The organism is Guyparkeria sp. (assembly GCF_046545975.1).
Taxonomy (GTDB): Bacteria; Pseudomonadota; Gammaproteobacteria; order Halothiobacillales; family Halothiobacillaceae; genus Guyparkeria.
Genome location: NZ_JBKGYT010000034.1, coordinates 1 through 20,003 on the forward strand (window position 1 = coordinate 1; position 20,003 = coordinate 20,003).

Genomic DNA, 20,003 nt, shown 5'->3' on the forward strand with positions numbered 1-20,003 from the left:
GAAACTAGCGCGTCTACCAGTTCCGCCACCTGGGCAACGCGGCGCATATTAGGAATCTCGAGAGGTGCTGTCAACAGTGAACGCAAAAAAAACCGCATCACCACGTGTCCTGGTCCTCGACCACCAGGCCCGGGATGGACTGGACGAACCGGACAACCGTCTGATTGCCTGTGAAGAACTCCGTCCCGGCGCGGCCAGGATCACGATTCTCGTCGGTGACGAAATCGTTTCCGAGCACGACAACGGTGGCCGCGAGCTGGTCGAGCCGGCCATGGCGGGAAACGAGCTTCCCGATGGCGATGTCGTCGACGTCGTGATCGATGTCGATGAATGGGCGCCGATCCTGTCGCAGCTGCTGGCGAGCCTTCGGGACCGTGGCAACCGCCCGGTAATCGTCTATCTGCACGAATCGGTCGACGACCGAATGAAGATGATCGCGCTCGGTTACAAGGCGTCGAGCCCTGACGATCCCGTGTACCAGTTCGACATCCACGACTACAAGCAGACACCTGATTGGCTCAATCCGAGGAACTGGGCCAATCCGGAACTCTGGGACAAGTACCGCTGGTGAGGCGTTCGGGGAATAGAGCGGTACGTCCGCGTGATCTCGCCTGCGGTTTGGGCAGCCTGCGGCAAGACTTGAGCGGCAGTCGGCGAGAACACGCATGCCACATTTAACATAATATATATTACACGACACTTGCGGTGCCGCGGTGACCCCGAGCGGCCTGCCGTGGTTTTGCACTACAATCGTCAGCCACGTCCCTCTATCCCCGACACCGCGGTACACTGACCCCGGTAACCGATGCAACACCACGATTCGACAGGTCCCGTATGCGATTGACTCCAGCCTTCCCAGTGATTTTCGGCCTGGGCCTCCTGTCCATCGGCTCGGGATGCGCGCTCAATCCGCAGGACGACCAGGCGTTCGGAAACGGTGTTCCGGACATGGAGTTCATGAGCGTCGCCAATCAGCGTGCAGCTTCTACCGAGTCCTCCTCCGAGGACAGCACGGTCTATCGGATCCTCGCTGCCGAGTTCTACGGTCGGCACAAGCAATACGACCTCGCGGCGGACCACTACGCGAGCGTCGCCAGTGAAATCCGCCAACCCGATCTGCTCGAGCGTGCCATCCAGGTCGCCATCTTCGCCGATCGGTTCGACCTGGCCCAGGTGCTTGCCAGCCACCTGGAAAGCATTGACCCGGACAACCCCCGTGCCGCGGCCGTGTTGATGATCTCGGCGCTGGAACTTGACCAGACCGACAAGGCCGATCGGGCGCTCAACAAGTGGCTGGAGTCGGATACCGGCAACGCCCGCCAGATCTTCAACGAGGTCGGCCAGTACCTGCAGCGCAGTCTCGACCGCGAGCGGGCCATCACCTACACCCGCCACCTCGCCGAGCGCTTTCCCCGGCAGTACGATGCACAGATCATGGTGGCAAAACTGGGGATGTCCTTCGGCGAGATGTCCATGGCCCGCGAGGCGGCCGATCGTGCACTGGAGCTGGGCCCGGACCAGACGCTGAGCTACGACCTCGCCATGGTCATCGCCAACCGCCAGGGAGACGTCGATCATGCGCTGGCCATCCTGGAACAGGCACACGCGCGCTTCCCGGAGGAAAGTCGCTACCTGAGCGGGCTGATAGAGGCCCGCATCGCGGCCGGCGAAACCTCAGCCGCGGCGTCGCTGATCGACACGGCACTCGAATCGGGCGAACGGGACCCCGAAACCCTGCGCAACCTCGCCCTGCTCAGCTACGAGCTCGAACGGCCGGATCTGGCGACCCGGGCGCTCGACAGGCTTACCCGGATTCCCGGCCAGTCCGACATGGTGCACCTGATCCGTGGCCGCGTCGCGCTGCAGGAAGGTGACCAGGCAGCAGCACGGCAGGCCCTTTCCCAGGTCAGTGTCGAAAGCGAACAGTACGCCAACGCACAGGTGCTGCTCGCCGGAGCCCGCGTAAGCGCGGGGGATGACGAGGCGGCCGTCGAGGGCCTTCGCAGCGCGCTCCGCCACGACGCCATCGACGAGTCCGACCAGCAACAGCTGACGCTGGCACTTTCCTCGACCCTGGCCGAGATCGGGCAATTCGAACGCAGCCTCGAGGTGGCCAACCGGGCAATCGACGCCTGGCCCGATGCCAACGACTTCCGTTTGCAGAAGGCAATGAGCCTCTTTGCCCTTGACGAGCAAGATCTTGCGATCGACGTGCTGCGGACCATCATCGAACGGGAACCGGAACATGCCGCGGCGCTCAATGCGCTCGGCTACACGCTGGCCGACCTGGACCGCGACCTGGACGAGGCGGAAAGACTGATCGGCCAGGCGCTGCAGATCGACCCCGGCAACGCCGCCTACATGGACAGCCTGGGCTGGCTCAAGTACCGCCAGGGCAAGCTGGACGAGGCACAGGCCGCGCTCGAGAACGCCTACCGCCAGTCGCCGAATGCCGAGATCGGCGCGCACCTCGGCGAGGTGCTGTGGGAAAAAGACGAGCGCGACCGTGCCATCGAGATCTGGGAGGAGTCCCTCGAGCTCAACCCCGGTGACAGCACGCTGCTCGAGACGCTCCGCCGCTACGCGCCCGAGCTGCTGCCCGCCGATAACGAGTGAGCCGCCATCGAGCGGTTCACGATCGCAACCCTGCTCACAGAAAGGATTCCACGAAGCCGACGATGACTCTCCCTGCCCCGCTGTTCCTCCGTCTTCCCGCCGCGATCGCCCTGACCCTCGTCTTGCTTCTGCTGTCGGGGTGTGCCGCCCTGCTCGACCGTGATGACCGGGACGAGCCGCCCTCCACGGAGCAGCTCACGGCCTGGGACGAGCATCGTCAGCACATCGAGGCGCTGAACGACTGGGAGTTCGAGTCCCGCGCCGCGGTACGTACCGGGGTGACCGGGGGCAGCGGAAGCCTGGACTGGACGCAGGTCGGTCCCGTCTCCGCCCTGAGCCTGCGCGGGCCGTTCGACACCGGACAGATCTCCCTGACGGGAACAGCGGAACGGATGCTGATCACCGACGGCAAGGGCAACAGCCGGGTTTCTTCCGACCCGGTGGCCCTGCTCGAAGAACAGACCGGCTGGCGCGTTCCGCTGGACCGACTGCAACGCTGGGTACGAGGCCTGCCCACCGAACCCTTGGCCGAGCTGAGAGACGGCGACTTTCGCCTCGACGACGAGGGCAGACTCGTCAGGCTGTCGGAGGCCGACTGGGAGCTGAGCTACGAAAGATACCGTGACGTTTCGGAAACGGTCGCCCTGCCCCACTTCATCGAGATGAAGAACGAGGATGTGCGCATCCGGCTGGTGATCGACCGCTGGCTGCTCGAGGCGAGCGATCCATGATCGACTGTGCCCGTGATCACGCCGGGGGGGACACCGGCTGGCTGATGGCCGGCTGCAAGCTCAACCTCTTCCTGCACATCAACGGCCGCCGGGCGAACGGGTTCCACGACCTGCAGACCTACTTCCAGCTGCTGGAGTACGGGGACGAGCTGCGAGTCGACGCCGATCGCTCCGGCCGGGTTCAGGTTGCCTGGACGGCGGGTGACGAGGACACCGGGGGGCGACCGGAGCACGCGGATGACGACCTGCTCTTCCGCGCGGCCATGGCACTCAAGGAAGCGGCCGTGGCATCCGGACGGCTGACCTCGGACGACGCGGCCCGCCTGGGTGCGAGCATCAGGCTGCGCAAGAACGTACCGGTCGGCGGAGGACTGGGCGGAGGATCGGCGAGTTCCGCCTGCCTGCTCAACCGGCTCAACCGGCTCTGGAACGTGCAGATGTCGGCCGGCGAGCTCGAAGCCGTGGCGCTCCGTCTCGGTGCCGACGTTCCGGTGTTCATTCGCGCACGCAGCGCGATGGCCCACGGTATCGGCGAACGGACCCGTGCCGTGGAGGTGCCCGGCGGTCCACGGCAATACCTCGTCCTCGTGCCGGACATGCCCGTGGACACGGCCAGCCTGTACGCCGCCCCCGACCTGCGTCGGGACTCCCCCAAGCTCGACGATGCCGGCATGCTTGAACACTGGCGCGAGGCGGGCAACGCCTTCGAGCCGGTCGTCACCGCCCGCCATCCCGCCTTGGCCGCCCTGCTTCGGGACCTGCGGGATGAGGCCGGGTTCGCACGGATGACGGGCTCCGGCTCCTGCCTGTTCGCGCCGGTGGACAGCCGCGACCAGGGCGAGCGGATCGGACGAGACCTGGCCGAACACCACCCGCAACTGCGCCGTTTCTTCGTTTCGCCGATCGCGAAAACGGAAAATCAGCCAGTTAGCGACCGGGCGGCAAGTCCAGGCAAAAAATCTGTCTGAAGGCCTTGGCAAACGCCGATCCCTTGGTTAGGATACGCACCTCTTTCGAATGGGCCGTCGCCAAGCTGGTTAAGGCACCGGATTTTGATTCCGGCATTCGCAGGTTCGAATCCTGCCGGCCCAGCCAAATTACCGGCGAGACCGATGTCATTTACACGATCCTTGATGGTCTTTACGGGCAACGCCAATCGGCCACTGGCCGAGCGGGTTGCGGAAAGTCTGGACAGCCAGCTAGGACAGGCATCGGTAGCGCACTTCTCGGACGGTGAATCCGCCGTCGAGATCCTCGAGAACGTCCGTGGTCGTGACGTCTTCGTGATCCAGCCCACCTGCGATCCGACGAACGATCACATCATGGAACTGATGCTCATGACGGACGCCCTCCGTCGAGCATCCGCCCACCGCATCACCGCGGTCATCCCCTACTTCGGCTATTCCCGCCAGGACCGTCGCGTCCGCTCCTCCCGCGTGCCGATCAGCGCGAAAGTCGTCGCCAACATGCTGCAGAGCGGTGGCGTCGACCGGATCCTGACCGTGGACCTGCACGCCGACCAGATCCAGGGGTTCTTCGACATCCCCGTGGACAACGTCTACGCCTCCCCCATCCTGCTGGGCGACATCTGGCGACAGAAGTACGACGACCTGATCGTCGTCTCGCCCGACGTCGGCGGCGTGGTGCGGGCGCGGGCGGTGGCCAAGCGTCTGGACGACGCGGACCTCGCCATCATCGACAAGCGACGCCCGCGGGCCAACGTCTCCCAGGTGATGCACATCATCGGCGAGGTCGAGGGCAAGACCTGCGTGCTGGTCGACGACATGGTCGACACCGCCGGTACCCTGTGCAAGGCCGCGGACGCGCTGAAGAACCACGGGGCCCGCAAGGTGGTGGCCTACGCCACCCACCCGATCCTGTCCGGCAAGGCGATCGAGAACATCAACGCCTCCTCCCTCGACGAACTCGTGATCACCGACACCGTTCCGCTCCGGCCCGAGGCCGAGCAGTGTGACCGGATTCGCGTGCTCTCCGTGGCCGGCATGCTCGCGGAAACCATCCGCCGGATTCACACCGACGAGTCGGTCAGCTCGCTCTACACCGACGACTGATCCCGCCCCGCCCCCTTCCGCATCGGGGCCCGTTCCGGTACAATCTGCGCGCCGCTCGACACACCGGGCGGCGCGTGTTGGTTGTGGCTTGGTCGCGGGCTGCAACCGGAACCACACGCCGGCATCCGGCCCGACCGGGTCGTCCGGCGGTTTTTTTATTTCTGGAGTGGACGAAATCATGTCTGTAGAAACGTTCAAGATCGAAGCGTCCGTTCGCGAAGATCAGGGGAAGGGTGCGAGCCGCCGCCTGCGTCGCGAAGGGAACATCCCGGCGATCGTCTATGGGGGCAACAAGGAGCCTCAGCCGATCACCATCAACCACAACGAGCTCCTGAAGCACCTCGATCACGAGGCGTTCTTCTCGCATATCCTGGAGCTCACCGTGGGCGGCGAGACCGACGAGGTCGTGCTGCGTGACCTGCACCGTCACCCGTACAAGACGACGGTCGTGCTGCACGCCGACTTCCAGCGCATCACGCGTGGTCAGAAGATGCGCATGCACGTCCCGCTGCACTTCGACAACCGTGAAGAGAGCAAGGGCGCCAAGGCCGGCGGCGTGATCAGCGTCATTCACAACGAGATCGAGATCGAGTGTCTCCCGCGCCAGCTGCCGGAGTATCTCACCGTCGACCTGAGCGACCTGGACGTCAACGAATCGATCCACCTGAGTCAGATCACGCTCCCCGAGGGCATCAGCATCCCGGAGCTGGCCCTGGGCGAAGAGCATGACGTCGCTGTCGTGGCGATCCACCCGCCGAAGGTCGACAGGTCGGCCGAAGAGGAAGCGGGCGAAGAAGGCGGCGAAGAGGCATCCGGCGAAGAAGCCTGATCCCTGCCCCGCATCGACGAGCAAAGCCCCGGCCGGCCAGGCCGGGGCTTTTTCATTGCGGCGAGACCGGGTAACCGCCGGCGCGCACGGCGCCGGTTCCCTGTGCGATAATCCGCGCCCATGACTATCAAGCTGATTGTGGGTCTGGGCAACCCCGGGCAGAAATACGACGACACTCGACACAATGCCGGCTTCTGGGCAGTCGATGCGATCGCCGAGGCGCTCGGCGGGCGATGGACCGAGGAGCGCAAGTTCAGCGGTGCGGTCGCCCGCGTGCCGGTCGACGGAACGGACCTGCGCCTGCTCAAGCCGGCGACGTTCATGAACCGGTCCGGTCAATCCGTCGGGCCCCTGGCGAACTTCTTCAAGATCGCCCCCGAGGAGATCCTGGTGATACATGACGAGCTCGATCTCCCACCGGGCCGGATGCGGCTCAAGCGCGGCGGTGGTCATGGCGGCCACAACGGTCTCAAGGACATCCAGGCCGCGCTCGGCAGTGCCGACTTCTGGCGGCTGCGGATCGGCATCGGGCACCCGGGGCACCGGGATGCCGTGGTGGGCTACGTGCTGACCAGGGCCCCGAAGGACGAGCGCAAGCTCGTCGACGACTGCCTGATTGAGGTCCGCCACCTCGCTCCGGACCTGGTCCGGGCCGACGAGCCGGATCTCATGCAATCGATCAACAGCTATCGACCGGCGAACTGAACCGTTCGGTCGCGCATATCCCGACGTGGGCACGCCGCCTCACCGGCCGCGGCCCCGCAACAATGAAACGGAGTCCCTATGGGTTTCAACTGTGGCATCGTGGGCCTGCCGAACGTCGGCAAGTCCACCCTGTTCAATGCTTTGACGAAGGCCGGCATCCAGGCGGCCAACTATCCCTTCTGCACCATCGAGCCGAACGTCGGCGTGGTCGCGGTGCCGGACCCCCGCCTCGACAAGCTCGCGGAGATCGTCAAGCCCGAGCGGGTCATTCCGACCAGCATGGAGTTCGTCGACATCGCGGGACTCGTGGCCGGCGCCTCCAAGGGCGAAGGGCTGGGCAACCAGTTCCTGGCAAACATCCGCGAGACCGACGCCATCGCCCAGGTCGTGCGCTGCTTCGCCAACGATGACGTCGTCCACGTGGCCGGCAAGGTCGACCCGGCCGCCGACATCGAGGTGATCAACACCGAGCTGGCACTGGCCGACCTCGACACGGTGCAGAAGGCCGTCGAGCGGCTCACCAAGCAGACCAAGTCCGGGCAGAACAAGGACGCGGCCGCGAAGCTCGAGCTGGTCAAGCAGGTCGCCGAAGTGCTCGATGAAGGCCACTCGGTGCGTAGCATGAAGCTCGACCCGGAGAAGCTCGCCCTCCTCCACGACCTGCACCTGCTGACCGCCAAGCCGCTGATGTTCATTGCGAACGTCGACGAGAACGGCTTCGAGAACAACCCCCTGCTCGATCAGGTTCGCGCGATCGGCGAGCAGGAAGACGCCATGGTCGTGCCGGTCTGCGCCACCACCGAGGCCGAGCTTATCGACCTCGAGGGCGAGGACAAGGCCATGTTCCTCGAGGAGATGGGCCTGGAGGAACCGGGGCTCGACCGCGTGATCCGCGCGGGCTACGAACTGCTCGGCCTGCAGACCTACTTCACCGCCGGGGTCAAGGAAGTGCGTGCCTGGACGATCAAGCGCGGCATGACCGCTCCCCAGGCCGCCGGCGTGATCCACACCGACTTCGAGAAGGGCTTCATCCGCGCCGAGGTGATCTCCTACGAGGACTTCATCGCCTGCGGCGGCGAAAAAGGCGCCAAGGAAGCCGGGAAGGCTCGCCTGGAGGGCAAGGACTACGTCATGCAGGAAGGCGACGTCGTCCACTTCCGCTTCAACGTGTAGAAAACCCGCAAAAGGCGCGCAAACGGGGTTGACAGGACCCCACGGGTTCCCGATAATGCGCGCCTCGCTTGGCTATGTAGCTCAGCTGGTTAGAGCACGGCACTCATAATGCCGGAGTCGGTGGTTCGAATCCACCCATAGCCACCAGCACATGTCCGGATAGCCGGAACCGTCAAACCCCCGTCCACCGGACGGGGGTTTTTCGTTTGTCAGGCCGTGAAAGCGCGGCCTTCAGGGCCGCTTCGCGCCGGCACGTCGCAGGCGACCCGCGCCGTACAGTCCGAGCAGCAGGATGGTCATCACGACGATGACCGGCCACGCTCCGTAACGGGCCAGTGGGGTACTGCCGTCCCGCGGCACGATCGTCTCGACGAGGACCCCGCGCTCGCCCGTCGGCAGCGACTGCACTACCCCGCCACGCTCGTCGATGACCGCCGAGATACCGGTATTCGTCGCACGGACAAGGGGGCGCCGGAACTCGATCGACCGGGCTCGCGCCATCTGCAGGTGCTGATGGGGCGAGAAGCTGTCGCCGAACCAGGAGTCGTTCGACACGGTCACGAGCACATCGGCATTCGGCAGGGAGGCCCGGATATCGCGGGAAAAGTCCGCCTCGAAGCAGATGGACCCGCCGAGCTCGATCTCGCCGACACGCAGCGGCGCCTGGTCTCCGCGCCCAGGGCTGAGATCGGACATCGGCACCTCGAACAGCCACGGCATCCTCTCGATCAGTCCGCGCAGCGGGAAATACTCGCCAAACGGCACCAGGTGACGCTTGCGATATTCACCCATGGACTCGGGCACGCCGATCAGTGCGTTGTAGTTGCGTCCCTCGGCGTCACGACTGAACGTGCCGATCAGCATGCGATAGCCCTCCGCCTCGGCCTTCTCCTCGAGCTCGGCGCGCAGGCCGGGCAGCTCCTGGATCACGCGCGGGATGGCGGTTTCCGGCCAGATGACCAGGTCGACGGCAGGCATGGAATCGGTCAACCCACGGTAGATGGCGATCGTCCGGTTGAAGAATTCGGGATCGAACTTCTGCATCTGGGCGACGTTTCCCTGCGCCAGGCCCACTCGGATCGGCTCGTCCGAGGGACGAGTCCAGTCGAGCCCCTTGAGCGGCAGCGAGACGATGGGCAGGAGCATCAGCACCGCCAGTGGCACCAGCCAGCCGGCGACCTCACGCGGCCGCACTCGCAGGGCATCGACCGCCCACCAGGCAAGCAGTCCCAGGGCCAGGACAAGAGCCGTCACCCCGTACTCGCCGACGAGCGGCAGCCAGCCGACCAAGGGACCGTCGACCTGACTGATGCCGAGGTTGAGCCAGGGAAAGCCGCCGAACAGCCAGGCTCGCAACGCCTCGACCAGCACCCAGCTGGCCAGGAAGGCGGCCGACCAGGCCCTGCGGCCACCACCGGCACCCGCGACCCGGGCGGCCAGCCAGCAGGCGATGGCGGGGTAGAACGCCAACACCATGACGAACAATGCCGTCACCCCTGCCGCGGCGGGCGCCACGATCCCGCCAAAGAGGGTGAAGCTCTCGTAGACCCAGCTCACCCCGAGGCCGAACTGGCCCACGCCGAACCACCAGCCGAGGCGGAACGCTCGACCCGGTGTCTGTCGGTGGATCAGTACAAGGAGGATGACCGGCGCGACGATGGCGGCCGGCCAGAACGCGAAGGGCGCGAACGCCAGTACCAGGGTGGCCCCGGCCAGCAGGGAGGCCAGGCTGCGCCACCAGCGCGAAAGCCACGTCCCGTAGGCCCGTCCCGGTGCGCTACTGGCCCTCGGACTCGTCATCACTGCCCTCTTCCGTGGGTTCGAAGTCCAGCTTGGTCACCAGCAGGAGATGCAGCCGGCGCCGGTCGGCGCCGAGCACCTTGAACTCGTAGGAACCCAGTCGCGCGACCTCGCCGCGACGCGGGAGGTGCCCGAGGGTATTCGAGACGAGACCGCCAATGGTGTCGTACTCGTCGTCGGAGAAGTCCGTGCCGAAGGCCGCGTTGAACTCGCTGATGGGAGTCAATGCCCGCACCGTATGCCGCCGAGGGGCCTGCTGGCGAATGTTGACGCGTTCCTCGACATCGAACTCGTCGTCGATGTCGCCGACGATCTCCTCGAGCACGTCCTCGATGGTCACCAGACCGGCCACGCCGCCGAACTCGTCGAGCACGATGGCCATGTGCGTGCGCGTGAGCCGGAATTCCGCAAGAAGCGCATCCAGGCGCTTGCTCTCGGGAACGAACATCGGGGTGCGTACCAGCGCAAGCAGGTCGAACGTCTCGCTGTCGCCACCTTCCTCGCGATCCGCGAAGAAGCGCATCAGTTCCTTGATCAGCAGGATGCCGATCACCTCGTCGCGGTTGGCGCGGATCACCGGGTAGCGGGAATGGCCGGACTCGATCGCGGCCGACAGGATGTCCGACAGCGTAGCGCTGTCCTCGATCACGTCCATCTGCCCGCGGGGCACCATCACGTCCCGCACGCGCAGTTCGTGAAAGTCGAGCACCGAATCGATCAGGCCGGCGGTGGATACCGGGAACACCTCGGCGTCCGCCGCATGTCGCACCAGATGCTTCGTCTGCTCGACCGAACGGATCCGACAGGGGCAGAGACGGTTCTTCAGGCGTTGCCACAGGGACTCGCGTTTCGAGTCCGTACTGGGAGGTTCGTCTTCCATTGAATACTTGGTTCGCGGTAGGTTTCGTAGGAAATAACAGGCAGCTGCCGGACAAAGGAGAGAGTTCTCTTCAATGACCGGGATACCGGTTCAGGCGTAGGGGTCGGAATAGCCGAGTGACTGCAGCACGTCCACCTCGATGGATTCCATGCGCTCGGCTTCTTCCTCGGTGAGGTGATCATAGCCCAACAGGTGCAAAATCCCATGGACCACCATGTGGGCGTGGTGCGCGCGGGCGGATTTGCCCTGCTCGCCGGCCTCGGCCTCGACCACCCGGTTGCATATGACCAGATCGCCCAGATACGGGATGCCCGACGGATCGTCGACCGCCACCAGGTCTGCCGGATCGTCCACCGAGGGAAAGGACAGCACATTGGTGGGCCTATCGCGATGCCGGAACTGCGCGTTGAGCGACTGGCTTTCCTCCGGCTCCACGTACCGGACGGTGACCTCGGCTCCCCCCGCAGGCGCTACGGGCGCCCGCGCCAGCGTCTCGGCGACCCAGCGTTCCAGCATGCCGCGTGACGGACAGGAACGGTCCGTCACCCGCTGACGGTCGATCACCACCGTGGCGTCCGGGCTCATCGGGAAACGCCGCCCCGGCTCTCGTAGGCATCGATGATGCGCTTGACCAACGGGTGGCGTACCACGTCACGGCTCTGGAAGAAGGTGAACTCGACGCCCTCGACCTCGCTGAGCATGTCGATGGCGTGCCGCAGACCGGAGGTCACGCCCTTGGGAAGGTCGATCTGGGTGATGTCGCCCGTGACCACCGCCGTGGTACCGAAGCCGATCCGGGTGAGGAACATCTTCATCTGCTCGATGGTGGTGTTCTGCGCCTCGTCGAGGATGACGAACGACTCGTTGAGCGTCCGGCCGCGCATGAACGCCAGCGGCGCGACCTCGATCACGTTGCGCTCGATCAGCCGGTTGACCTTGTCGAAGCCCATCATCTCGTAGAGCGCGTCGTACATCGGCCGCAGGTACGGATCGATCTTCTGCGCCAGATCACCGGGCAGGAAACCGAGCTTCTCGCCGGCCTCGACCGCCGGACGAACCAGCACGATGCGCTGGACCTGGCCGCGCTCGAAGGCATCGATCGCGCTCGCCACGGCGAGATAGGTCTTGCCCGTCCCCGCCGGACCGATGCCGAAGTTCAGGTCGAATCGGTTGATCGCGCGCAGGTACTGCACCTGGCGGTTGCCCCGACCGCGGACGATGCCGCGCAGGGTCTTGATCAGCACCTCGTCGCCGGGCGGGGGCGGCTCTTCCTCCATCCCCGCCTCCTGCATGCCCAGATTGACCCGCTCGGGATCGATCGTCTGGGTCTCGCTGAGCCGGTAGAGATCGGCCAGCAGCGTTTCCACCTGCCCCGCGACGGCCGACGGGCCGATCACGGCAAACAGGTTGCCCCGGTGGTTGATCTCCACGCCCAGCCGGCGCTCGATCATCCGCAGGTGCTCGTCGAAGCTGCCTGCCAGGTTCGCCAGCCGCTCGTTGTCGGCCGGTTCCAGGGCGAATTCCAGTCGTTCGGCGCCAGTATCGGTCATTACGCGGCCACCAGGTTGCGCGCCCGGGCGCGTTCGCGGTCCGTGGGATGAATGTCGACGAACTCACCGCGCAGCGAGTTCGGATTGACCTGCGTGATCTCGAGATCGACGAACAGCCCCACCAGCCCCGGCCGGCCGCGGAAGATGACGCTGCGATTGTTCTCGGTCTTGCCCATCAGCTCGTTCGGGTCCTTCTTCGACGGCCCCTGCACCAGCACGGTCTGGGTGCTGCCGAGCATGGACTCGGAGATCTCGCGTTCGAACTCGCTGATGCGTGCCTGCAGGCGCTTGAGCCGTTCCTTCTTGATCGACTCCGGCTGGTCGTCGGGGAGGTTCGACGCCGGGGTGCCGGGACGCGCGCTGTAGACGAAGGAGAACGAGTGGTCGAAGCCGATGTCCTCGATCAGCTTCATGGTGCGCTCGAAGTCGTCCTCCGTCTCGCCGGGAAAGCCGACGATGAAGTCGGACGAAATCGAGATGCCCGGCCGTGCTTCACGCAGCTTCCGGATCTTGGACTTGTATTCCATCGCGGTGTGGCCGCGCTTCATCAGCGCCAGCACGCGGTCGGAACCTGACTGGACCGGCAGGTGCAGGAAGCTCGCCAGCTCCGGCACGTTCCGGTAGGCCTCGATCAGTCGATCGGTGAACTCCACCGGGTGCGAGGTGGTAAAGCGGATGCGGTCGATGCCCTCGATCTGCGCGATCACCTCGATCAGCAGCGCGAGATCCGCCGTCTGCCCGTCGTGCATCGGCCCCTGGTAGGCATTGACGTTCTGCCCCAGCAGGTTGACCTCGCGCACGCCCTGCTCCGCCAGGTCCGCCACCTCGGCGACCACGTCGTCGAACGGCCGAGATATCTCCTCGCCGCGGGTATAGGGCACCACGCAGAAGGTGCAGTACTTCGAGCAGCCTTCCATGATCGAGACGAACGCCACCGGGCCGTCGGCCCGCGGGTCCGGCAGGTTGTCGAACTTCTCGATCTCCGGGAAGGAGATATCGACCACCGGCTTTCGCTCAGCCTCGACCACCGCCACCATCTCCGGCAGCCGGTGCAACGTCTGCGGACCGAAGACGATGTCGACGAAGGGGGCGCGCTCGCGGATCGCCTCGCCTTCCTGGCTGGCCACGCAACCGCCCACGCCGATGACCAGATCCGGGTTCTTCTCCTTGAGCGGCCGCCACTGGCCGAGCTGGGAGAAGACCTTCTCCTGCGCCTTCTCTCGAATCGAGCAGGTGTTGAGCAGGATCACGTCGGCATCGGCGGGGTCCTCGACCGGCTGGAAGCCACTGGAGACGCCGAGCACGTCGGCCATCTTGGCCGAGTCGTACTCGTTCATCTGGCAGCCCCAGGTCTTGATGAACAGGCGCTTGGCCGGTTCCCCGGTGCCCGGCATGGATGTCTGCGTGCTGGCGTTGTTGGTCACGTCAACGAGTTCCTCGTCAATCCGGCATTGAAAAAGGGATCGAAAGATAGCAGATTTCCCCGCCAAAACGAAGCCGGGACAAGGGGTTAAGCCCTTCCCTTCCCGTTGAAAACGGACCGGGCGCGAGTGCGGTGGAGGGCCATCCGCGGAGATGCTTGAAAAAACCGTACCGGTTTAGTACTTTTATAACCTATAACCGACCGCGGCGGCGGGGTATTCGTGCCCCGAGCCCCCGGTCGACGGCATCTGAACGCGCCGGGAGGCCACATGCTGAAAATCAGCCGGCTGAGCGACTATGCAATCGTGCTACTGACGGCGCTGGCAAGCGACTCGGAAACCGAACCGGGCCAGCATCGGGCTAATGCACGCGCGCTGGCCGAGCGCACCGGGATCAACATGCCGACCGTCGGCAAGCTGCTCAAGCTGCTCCACGGGCAGGGCATCGTGCATTCCCGGCAGGGGCGCAGCGGGGGATACTTCCTCGCCCGACCAGCGGAAGCCATCAGCCTCGCCGAAATCATCGAGGCGATCGACGGTCCAATTGCCATGACCGACTGCTTCCGCCCGGATCACGACTGCGCGATGGAGGGCGACTGTGCCGTCCGTCCGCACTGGGAAGCGATCAACCGCGGAGTGCATGCCCTGCTCGACGCCACCTCGCTGGCGGACATGAGCCGTCCGGTGGAATGCCCGGAGGCGCCGGACAAGGTGCCGGTCTGGTACGAGCGGTCGACGGACGGCAGGCAGGTCGCCGGCAAGGTCCCTTCCGGCCGGGGCCGGACCGCCACGTGATGAATACCTTGCCGGGGGCAGCCTGCCCCCGGTCGCGAACATCTTCTCTGCAGGTGAGACTGACATGACCGAAACCCACGAACTCGAGAAACTCGTCAAGCGCGAGTACAAGTACGGTTTCACGACCGACATCGAGCAGGAGATCATCCCGCCGGGCCTCGACGAGGACGTCGTGCGGATGATCTCCGCGAAGAAGAACGAGCCGGCGTTCATGCTCGAGTGGCGCCTGGAAGCCTTCCGCCAGTGGCAGAAGATGGACGAGCCGGAGTGGGCGCACGTCCATTATCCGAAGATCGACTACCAGGCGCTCTCCTACTACGCCGCGCCGAAGAGCCAGGAAGAACTCGATGCCGAGGCGCCGGAGTCGCTCGACGAGGTCGACCCGAAGCTGCTGGAAACCTACGAGAAGCTCGGCATCCCGCTGCACGAGCGCGCCGCACTCGCCGGGGTGAAGGGGGCGAACGTGGCCGTCGACGCGGTCTTCGACTCCGTCTCGGTCACCACCACCTTCAAGGAGAAGCTCGCCGAGGCCGGCGTGATCTTCTGCTCGTTCTCCGAGGCGGTCGAGAACCATCCGGAGCTGGTGAAGAAGTACCTCGGCACCGTGGTGCCGCAGGGCGACAACTACTTCGCCGCGCTGAACTCCGCGGTGTTCTCCGACGGCTCGTTCGTCTACGTGCCCAGGGGCGTGAAGTGCCCGATGGAGCTGTCGACCTACTTCCGCATCAACGCGCGCAACACGGGGCAGTTCGAGCGCACGCTGATCATCGCCGAGGAAGGCGCTTCGGTCAGCTACCTCGAAGGCTGCACCGCCCCGCAGCGTGACGAGAACCAGCTGCACGCCGCGGTGGTCGAACTGGTCGCGCTGGACGATGCCGAGATCAAGTACTCCACCGTGCAGAACTGGTACCCGGGCGACGAGGAAGGCCGTGGCGGCATCTACAACTTCGTCACCAAGCGCGGCGAGTGCCGCGGCGACCGCTCGAAGATCACCTGGACCCAGGTGGAGGCCGGCTCGGCGGTCACCTGGAAGTACCCGAGCTGCATCCTCAAGGGCAACGACTCGGTGGGCGAGTTCTACTCGGTGGCGGTGTCGAACAACTACCAGCAGGTCGACTCGGGCACCAAGATGATCCACCTTGGCGAGCGCACCCGCTCGACGATCGTCTCCAAGGGCATTTCGGCCGGGCGCTCCCAGAACGCCTATCGCGGCCTGGTACACATCGGCAAGACCGCCCGTGACGCCCGCAACTTCACGCAGTGCGACTCGCTGCTGATCGGCGATCGCTGCGGCGCCCATACCTTCCCCTACGTGGAGGCCAAGAACGCCAGTGCCCAACTCGAGCACGAGGCGACCACCTCCAAGGTCAGCGACGACCAGATGTTCTATCTGCGCTCGCGCGGCCTGTCCGAGGAAGACGCCATGAACATGGTCGTCAGCGGCTTCTGCAAGGACGTCTTCAACGAACTGCCCATGGAGTTCGCCGTCGAGGCGCAGGCCCTGCTGGCCGTTTCGCTCGAAGGATCCGTGGGTTAACCGAACAATTTACAGAGGCTTTTGAACATGGCACTTCTCGAAATCAAGAACCTGCACGCCGAGATCGATGGCAAGGAGATCCTCAAGGGCATCGACCTGACCGTCAACGCCGGCGAGGTCCACGCCATCATGGGGCCGAACGGCTCGGGCAAGAGCACGCTCTGCCACGTGCTCGGCGGGCGCGACGGCTACGAGGTCACGCAAGGCACCATCACCTTCGACGGACAGGATCTCCTGGAGATGGAGACCGAGGAACGCGCCGTGGCCGGCATGCTGCTCGGCTTCCAGCACCCGGTCGAGATCCCGGGCGTGAAGAACATCTACCTGCTGAAAGAGGCGCTCAACGCCAAGCGCGAGGCGCAGGGTCTCGACGAGGTCGACACCTTCACGTTCATGAAGCAGGTGCGCGACCTGGTCGCCAGCATGGACATGGACGATGCCTTCCTGCACCGCGGCGTGAACGCCGGCTTCTCCGGCGGCGAGAAGAAGCGCAACGAGATCCTGCAGATGCTGCTGCTCGAGCCGAAGCTCGCCCTGCTCGACGAGACCGATTCGGGTCTCGACATCGACGCGCTCAAGGTGGTGTCCGAGGGCATCAACCGCATGCGCGGCGAGGAGCGCGGCATCATCCTGGTCACGCACTACCAGCGCCTCCTGAACTACGTCGAGCCGGACTTCGTCCATGTCCTCTACAACGGCCGGATCATCAAGTCCGGGGACAAGACCCTCGCCCATCGCCTGGAAGCCGAGGGTTACCAGGAGATTCTCGAGGAGGCATCGTGATGCGAAAGGCGCTTCCCGACTGGCTCAAGACGGCCATGCCGGAGACGGCCGTGGCGCCCGAATCGATCGCGCGGGCCGCACGCGCGCAGGCCGAGACCCTCGGCCTGCCCGGCCTGCGCGACGAGGAGTGGCGCTGGACCAACCTGCGCTCTATCCAGCGCGGCGACTTCGCTCCGGCGGAAGGTGTCGGCGGTGACATCGAACCGGCCAACCGGCTGCCGTTCGAGGACCCGATCCGGCTGCGCTTCGTCGACGGCATCCTCGAGGCTGTGCCGGGGGACCTGCCCGAGGGGCTGTCCATCGTGGCGCTGCGGGATGCCGACGCGGAGGCTCGCGAAGCGGCGTTTTCGCCGAAACCCGCGCCGAGCGTGGACAACCCCAACGACGCCCTGGTGACACTGAACACCGCCATGGCCCGCGAAGGCGTGGTCATTGACGTGGCGGCCAATGCCGTGGTCGAGCGCCCGGTGGTGATCGAGTGGCTGGACGGGGCGACCGAGTCGGCCATGAGCCATCCGCGCGTTCTGGTCCGTCTCGGCGAGAGCGCGACGGCCACCGTCGTCGAGCACATCGAGGCCGTCGGCGACAAGCCGTCCTGGCGCAACAGCGTGATCGTGTCGAGCATCGCGGCCAACGCCGCACTCACCCACATCGCGCTGGGACTGGACGGCGACGAGCGGCTGGCCACGGAGCGCAGCTTCGCCTCGCTGGATCGGGACGCCCGCTATCACAGCTACAACGTCCAGCTCGGTGGCAAGGTGATCCGTCGCGAGTACGACATCCACGTGGGTGGCTCCGGCGCGCACACGGACCTGATCGGCCTGATGATGCCGCGAGACAGGCAGGTGCTCGACACGCACACGCGCATCACGCATGCCGCGGCTGACACCACCAGCAACGAGCACTACCGCAGCATCGCCGACGGCCATGGCCGTGGTGTGTTCAAGGGCCGCATCCTGATCGAGCAGGACGCGCAGCGGATCGAGGCGTACCAGTCGAGCAACAACCTGATCCTCTCGGACAACGCCGAAATCGACGCCAAGCCCGAGCTCGAGATCTACGCCGACGACGTCAAGTGCTCGCACGGCGCGACCATCGGCCGGCTCGACGAGGAGTCCCTGTTCTACCTGCGTACCCGTGGCGTGCCCTTGACGGAGGCCCGTGCGCTGCTGATCGCCGGTTTCGCCCAGGAGGTCATCGACGAGATTCCGATGGATGACCTGCGCGACTGGCTGACCGAGCGTGTCGAGGCCGTGCTGGCCGACCGCACCGGGATGCATGCAGGCTGATGGCTGACCAGGCGCAACAGGCCGGCCGCCGGGTCGAGGCGTTCTCGCCCGAGGCGATCCGCGCGCAGTTCCCGGCGCTGGACCAGGAGGTGCACGGCAAGCCGCTGGTGTACCTGGACAATGCCGCGACCACGCAGAAACCACGCGTGGTGATCGACACCATCCGCGAGTTCTACGAGCGCGACAACGCCAATATCCACCGCGGCGTGCACACGCTGTCCGCCCGTGCCAGCGAGCGCTTCGAGGGCGCGCGGGAGCGTATCGCCCGGTCACTAAATGCCGGCTCGGAGCGCGAGATCGTGTTCGTCCGCGGCGTCACCGAGGCGATCAACCTGCTGGCACACTCGCTGTCCGCCGACTGGTCGGCCGGCGACGAGGTGATCGTAAGCACGCTCGAGCATCACGCCAACATCGTGCCGTGGCTGATGCTGAAAGAGCGAAAGGGCATCGAGATCAAGGTGATACCGGCGGATGATCAGGGAGATCTGCAGATCGACGCCCTGCCCGGTCTCATCTCGGAACGCACCCGCCTGGTGGCCGTGAACCACGTCTCCAATGCCCTGGGCACGGTCAACCCGGTTAGTAGGGTCGCCGAGATCACCCGGGAAAGCGGGGTGCCGCTGCTGGTCGACGGCGCCCAGGGCCTGCCGCACGGCCCCGTGGACGTCCAGGCACTTGGCTGCGATTTCTATGCCTGTTCCAGCCACAAGGTCTTCGGGCCGAGTGGCGTGGGTGCGCTCTATGCCCGGGGCGACTGGTTCGAGCGCCTGCCGCCGTTCCTCGGTGGCGGCGACATGATCGAGGAGGTCCGCTTCGACGGCATCCGTTTTGCCGCGCCGCCGTCGAAGTTCGAGGCCGGCACGCCCAACATCGAGGGTGCCATCGGCTTTGCCGCGGCGCTTGAGTGGGTGGACTCGCTCGACTGGCTGGCCATCGAGCGCCACGAACAGGCACTGCTCGAACGGATGACCGAGGGGCTCTCGGCCATTCCGGGGCTTGCCATCGTGGGTCAGGCACGACACAAGGTGCCGGTGGTCTCCTTCCTGGTCGAGGGGGCCCACCCGCACGACATCGGCACCCTGCTCGACTCGATGGGGATTGCCGTGCGTACCGGCCACCACTGTGCCATGCCGCTGATGCAGCGCTTCAATGCCCTGACCGGGACCGCAAGGGCATCGGCCGCCTTCTACAACACTTTTGACGATATCGACCGATTCGTGGACGCGGTAAGGCGCGTGCGCGACATGCTCGTCTGACGAAACGGGGAGAGAACCGCGTGGAACCAATGGAACGCATCCGACTCAAGCGCGACGTGGTCTGCACCATGGTCCCGTCGGGGCAGAAGGTGCTGGCCTCGAAGGACACGCCCGTGGAACTGATGCAGGCCCTCGGCGGGAGCTTCACCATCAAGGCGCGTGGCCACCTGCTGCGCGTGGAGGGCAAGGATGCGGACGCGCTCGGCAAGGAGCCGCCCCCGCAGCCGGAGCTGCCCGAGAACGCCTCCGACAAGGAGGTCGAGGAAATGGTCTGGGAGCAGCTGCGGGGCGTGTTCGACCCGGAGATCCCGATCAACATCGTCGACCTCGGCCTGGTCTACAAGGTCAAGGTCGAAAGCCTGCCGGTCTCCGGTCGTCGCGTCGAGGTGGACATGACCCTGACCGCCCCGGGCTGCGGCATGGGCGGGGTGATTGCCTCGGATGCCCATCAGCGCATCATGGAAATCCCCACGGTGGAGGAAGCGGCCGTCGAACTGGTGTTCGATCCGCCGTGGAGCAAGGAGATGATGTCCGAGGAAGCCCGCCTGGCGACAGGCATGTTCTGA

19 protein-coding genes and 2 tRNA genes are annotated in these 20,003 nt (G+C 65.5%); 16 read left to right on the forward strand and 5 right to left on the reverse strand.

Annotation, left to right across the window (positions count from 1 at the left end; translation table 11 throughout):
• Positions 1-76: 76 nt before the first annotated feature.
• From ACLFMY_RS04880 to ACLFMY_RS04925, 10 genes are all read left to right on the forward strand, one after another.
• Entirely contained in the window at positions 77-571 is a 495-nt protein-coding gene (locus ACLFMY_RS04880) for a DUF6231 family protein (RefSeq protein ID WP_410763442.1), read from the forward strand.
• A 386-nt stretch (positions 572-957) separates the two neighbouring features.
• Positions 958-2,616 (forward strand): tetratricopeptide repeat protein, encoded by a 1,659-nt coding sequence (locus ACLFMY_RS04885; RefSeq protein WP_410763443.1) that lies wholly within the window; start codon positions 958-960, stop codon positions 2,614-2,616.
• 62 nt (positions 2,617-2,678) lie between these two features.
• Complete coding sequence (lolB, locus tag ACLFMY_RS04890) at positions 2,679-3,347, forward strand: lipoprotein insertase outer membrane protein LolB (RefSeq protein ID WP_410763444.1); 669 nt, start codon at positions 2,679-2,681, stop codon at positions 3,345-3,347.
• The gene (ispE, locus tag ACLFMY_RS04895; protein ID WP_410763445.1) at positions 3,344-4,315 is read left to right on the forward strand and encodes a 4-(cytidine 5'-diphospho)-2-C-methyl-D-erythritol kinase; all 972 of its coding nucleotides are present in this window, start codon (positions 3,344-3,346) and stop codon (positions 4,313-4,315) included. The genes lolB and ispE overlap by 4 nt, the downstream gene beginning before the upstream one ends.
• 50 nt (positions 4,316-4,365) lie before the next feature.
• A tRNA-Gln gene (locus ACLFMY_RS04900) sits at positions 4,366-4,442 on the forward strand.
• A 17-nt stretch (positions 4,443-4,459) separates the two neighbouring features.
• Positions 4,460-5,419: a ribose-phosphate diphosphokinase gene (locus ACLFMY_RS04905; protein WP_410763446.1), complete on the forward strand. Its 960-nt coding sequence runs from the start codon at positions 4,460-4,462 to the stop codon at positions 5,417-5,419.
• A gap of 178 nt (positions 5,420-5,597) precedes the next feature.
• Positions 5,598-6,248: a 50S ribosomal protein L25/general stress protein Ctc gene (locus tag ACLFMY_RS04910; protein ID WP_410763447.1), complete on the forward strand. Its 651-nt coding sequence runs from the start codon at positions 5,598-5,600 to the stop codon at positions 6,246-6,248.
• A gap of 120 nt (positions 6,249-6,368) precedes the next feature.
• Entirely contained in the window at positions 6,369-6,953 is a 585-nt protein-coding gene (gene pth, locus ACLFMY_RS04915; RefSeq protein WP_410763448.1) for an aminoacyl-tRNA hydrolase, read from the forward strand.
• 78 nt (positions 6,954-7,031) lie between these two features.
• Positions 7,032-8,126: a redox-regulated ATPase YchF gene (gene ychF, locus ACLFMY_RS04920; RefSeq protein ID WP_410763449.1), complete on the forward strand. Its 1,095-nt coding sequence runs from the start codon at positions 7,032-7,034 to the stop codon at positions 8,124-8,126.
• A gap of 70 nt (positions 8,127-8,196) precedes the next feature.
• Positions 8,197-8,273: transfer RNA gene (locus ACLFMY_RS04925), tRNA-Met, on the forward strand.
• An 84-nt stretch (positions 8,274-8,357) separates the two neighbouring features.
• On the opposite strand, the gene lnt is transcribed toward ACLFMY_RS04925, so the two are convergent.
• The 5 genes from lnt to miaB form a co-directional block, all read right to left on the reverse strand.
• Positions 8,358-9,926 (reverse strand): apolipoprotein N-acyltransferase, encoded by a 1,569-nt coding sequence (gene lnt / locus ACLFMY_RS04930; RefSeq protein WP_410763450.1) that lies wholly within the window; start codon positions 9,924-9,926, stop codon positions 8,358-8,360.
• A complete protein-coding gene (locus tag ACLFMY_RS04935; protein ID WP_410763451.1) occupies positions 9,904-10,806 on the reverse strand; it encodes an HlyC/CorC family transporter in 903 nt (300 codons plus the stop codon). Before ACLFMY_RS04935 ends, lnt begins: the two co-directional genes overlap by 23 nt.
• Positions 10,807-10,896: 90 nt before the next feature.
• Positions 10,897-11,391: an rRNA maturation RNase YbeY gene (ybeY, locus tag ACLFMY_RS04940; RefSeq protein WP_410763453.1), complete on the reverse strand. Its 495-nt coding sequence runs from the start codon at positions 11,389-11,391 to the stop codon at positions 10,897-10,899.
• Complete coding sequence (locus tag ACLFMY_RS04945) at positions 11,388-12,356, reverse strand: PhoH family protein (protein WP_410763454.1); 969 nt, start codon at positions 12,354-12,356, stop codon at positions 11,388-11,390. The genes ybeY and ACLFMY_RS04945 overlap by 4 nt, the downstream gene beginning before the upstream one ends.
• A complete protein-coding gene (gene miaB, locus ACLFMY_RS04950; protein WP_410763461.1) occupies positions 12,356-13,750 on the reverse strand; it encodes a tRNA (N6-isopentenyl adenosine(37)-C2)-methylthiotransferase MiaB in 1,395 nt (464 codons plus the stop codon). The genes ACLFMY_RS04945 and miaB overlap by 1 nt, the downstream gene beginning before the upstream one ends.
• Before the next feature lie 297 nt (positions 13,751-14,047).
• On the opposite strand from miaB, the gene ACLFMY_RS04955 reads away from it, so the two are divergent.
• The 6 genes from ACLFMY_RS04955 to sufT all read left to right on the forward strand — a co-directional run bounded on the left by ACLFMY_RS04955 (position 14,048) and on the right by sufT (position 20,003).
• Positions 14,048-14,572 carry an SUF system Fe-S cluster assembly regulator gene (locus ACLFMY_RS04955; RefSeq protein WP_410763455.1) on the forward strand — a complete coding sequence of 175 codons (525 nt, stop codon included), beginning with the start codon at positions 14,048-14,050 and terminating at the stop codon, positions 14,570-14,572.
• A gap of 64 nt (positions 14,573-14,636) precedes the next feature.
• Entirely contained in the window at positions 14,637-16,109 is a 1,473-nt protein-coding gene (sufB, locus tag ACLFMY_RS04960; protein ID WP_410763456.1) for a Fe-S cluster assembly protein SufB, read from the forward strand.
• Positions 16,110-16,136: 27 nt separating this feature from the next.
• On the forward strand, positions 16,137-16,892 hold the full coding sequence (gene sufC / locus ACLFMY_RS04965) for a Fe-S cluster assembly ATPase SufC (protein WP_410763457.1): 756 nt from the start codon (positions 16,137-16,139) through the stop codon (positions 16,890-16,892).
• Positions 16,892-18,181 (forward strand): Fe-S cluster assembly protein SufD, encoded by a 1,290-nt coding sequence (gene sufD, locus ACLFMY_RS04970; RefSeq protein WP_410763458.1) that lies wholly within the window; start codon positions 16,892-16,894, stop codon positions 18,179-18,181. The genes sufC and sufD overlap by 1 nt, the downstream gene beginning before the upstream one ends.
• Positions 18,181-19,437: an aminotransferase class V-fold PLP-dependent enzyme gene (locus ACLFMY_RS04975; RefSeq protein ID WP_410763459.1), complete on the forward strand. Its 1,257-nt coding sequence runs from the start codon at positions 18,181-18,183 to the stop codon at positions 19,435-19,437. Before sufD ends, ACLFMY_RS04975 begins: the two co-directional genes overlap by 1 nt.
• 20 nt (positions 19,438-19,457) lie before the next feature.
• The gene (gene sufT, locus ACLFMY_RS04980) at positions 19,458-20,003 is read left to right on the forward strand and encodes a putative Fe-S cluster assembly protein SufT (RefSeq protein ID WP_410763460.1); all 546 of its coding nucleotides are present in this window, start codon (positions 19,458-19,460) and stop codon (positions 20,001-20,003) included.